The 2,382-nt window shown below is 73.3% G+C and carries 2 protein-coding genes; both read left to right on the forward strand.

Translation table 11 applies throughout. The features are described 5' to 3' along the window. A partial coding sequence (locus tag QH283_RS23490; protein WP_280505110.1) for an ABC transporter permease occupies positions 1–1,814 on the forward strand: 1,814 nt, incomplete at its 5' end. Positions 1,815–1,830: 16 nt separating this feature from the next. Continuing rightward, positions 1,831–2,367, forward strand: coding sequence for a hypothetical protein (locus QH283_RS23495; protein WP_280505111.1), 537 nt, complete (start codon positions 1,831–1,833; stop codon positions 2,365–2,367). Positions 2,368–2,382: the final 15 nt, after the last annotated feature.

Genomic DNA, 2,382 nt, shown 5'->3' on the forward strand with positions numbered 1-2,382 from the left:
CCCCCGAGCCCAGCCCGCCGGCCGAGCAGGCGGGCAACCGCACCCGCACCCACCACCACCACAACCAGAAGCGCGCGGTGCTGGCGATCATCGTCGCGGCGACCCAGATCTACACCACCGTGACCATGGCGATCGCGCAACGCAGGGCGGTGCTGTCGATGCTGCGCGCGATCGGCGGGCAACGCCGCACCCTGGTGCAGGATCTGCTGGTCGAGGCGGCGATCGTGGGCGCGGTCGGCGGTCTGCTCGGCGCGGCGCTGGGGGCGCTGATGGGCCGGGCCGCCATCACGACACTGCCCGCCTCGCTGATGCAGTCGGTGGAGGCCACCACGGTCTACATCTTCCCGGGCGCGGGCATCCCGGTCGCGGTCGTGGCCGCCGTCGCGACCGGCGTGACCGCCTCGGCGGTGGCCGCACGGCAGGTGTACCGGGTCTCGCCGGTGGAGGCGCTCGCCCCGGTCGGCACCGCGCCGTCGGACCACGTGCCCGGCTGGCTGCGGTTGGGCGCGGGCTTCTCCGCGGTCGGTTCTCTGACGATCGCGCTGGGCCTGTTGCTGCTCGAGCCCGGCGACCTGCTGTGGTCGGGGATCGCGCTGTCGTTGTTCTTCGGCTCGAGCATCACCCTGTGCTTCGCGCTGTCACCCCAGCTGGTCCGTGCCGCCACCGCGGTCGCTCGGTGGGCCGGGGCGGCGGGCGAGCTGGCCGCCGCCACCCTGGAGCGGGCGCCGCGCCGCGTGTGGGGCACCCTGATGACGGTGTTCATGGCGGTCGCGGTGACGGTGACCATCACCGGCGCCAACGGCGACCTGCTCGACTCGGTGCGCGACTCGGTGACCTCGGACCGCCACGTCGACGTCCATGTGGCCTCCCATCCGGCCGACCAGCTGCCGACCGGCCCGACCCTGCCCGACGGTCTCGCGGCCACGATCGCGGGCCTGCCCGGGGTGGCGGCCGTGAGCGCGACGCAGGTGGCGTACGCGACCTCCGGTGCGGACCGGATCACCGTGCACGGGCTCGACCCGGATTCGGCGAGTCCGCTGATGGACGACCTCGACGAGCGGGTCCGCGCCGAGGTCCTCGCCGGCCGTGGCGTGATCGTCTCCCGGGCCATGAGCCGGTCACTCGGGCTCGAACCGGGCGACGCGTTCGAACTGCGCACCCCGCGCGGCATCCAGCGGACCACGGTCGCGGCGGTCGTGCCCTATTTCACCACCCTGTCGGGCACGGTCGCCATCGGATTGGACGCCATGCGGACCTGGTTCGAACGGCCAGGCGCGACCGCGTTGCAGATCACCGCCGAGGCGGACGCCGACCCCGCGCGGGTGCAGGCCGCGATCACCGCTGTCGTGCCCGAGCACGTGCACGTCTACTCGGCGGGACAGTCCACCGAGGGCGTCGAAGGCGCGCTGCGACAGGGCATGGCGGTCAGCAACGCGCTGTGGGTGATCGTCGTGCTGATCGCCGCGATCGCGCTGCTGACCACGCTGACACTGTCGGTCCTCGAACGCCGCCGCGAACTGGGCGTGTTGCGCGCCCTCGGCTCGAGCAGGCGGCAGATGCTGGCCGCGGTGCTCGCCGAGGCCGCCGCGGTCGGCGTGGTCGGCGGCCTGCTCGGCATGCTGTTCGGCCTGGCAAGTCAGTGGTTCTTCGACCGGGTGAGCGTGGACGCCATGAACATCGACGTCACCTGGCAGCCCGCGCCGACCGTCCTGCTCGTCACGGTGGCCGCGGTCGTGCTGAGCCTGCTCGGCGCCGTCCCACCCGCGATCCGCGCCGCCCGCCTCGACATCATCGAAGCCGTAGCGGTCGACTGAGACCGAAAGGAAGCCCGTGTTCCGCACACCGTCCGTGTTCCGCACCCCCGAGGCAGCCGGCAGGCCCCGCCGCGCGCTCCCGGCGACCCTCCTGCTCCTCGCCGCCCTCACCCTGGCCTCCGCCTGCGGCGACGAGCCCGAGAGCGCCCCGCCCGCAACGACATCCGCGACTTCCGCGCAGCAGGCCTCGCAGGCGATCCCGCCCGTGCCCACCCCGGCCGAACTGAACGCGGGCCTCGGCATCGCGCTGGACCCGCCCGCCCCCGCCACCCACAAGACCACCTATGTCGAGGACTCCGCCGACGACCCCGACCTGGTCGCCACTCTGGCCGAGGCCGCCCAGGCCAACAAGGTCGAGATCACCATCATCGGTGTCGAACACGCCGGCGGCCCGACCATGCAGGGCATCGCCGACATGCGCATCGACGGCAACCCCGTCCCCGGGGAGGCCACGATTCCCTTCGTCGCCGAGGACGGCCGCTGGAAGCTCCAGAAGGCGTGGGCCTGCCAGATGCTCGCCAATGCCCACGCCGGCTCCCCGAGCTGCGCGTAGCGCGCGGCCGAACCG

It is taken from the genome of Nocardia farcinica, from assembly GCF_029867845.1.
Taxonomy (GTDB): domain Bacteria; phylum Actinomycetota; class Actinomycetes; order Mycobacteriales; family Mycobacteriaceae; genus Nocardia; species Nocardia farcinica_A.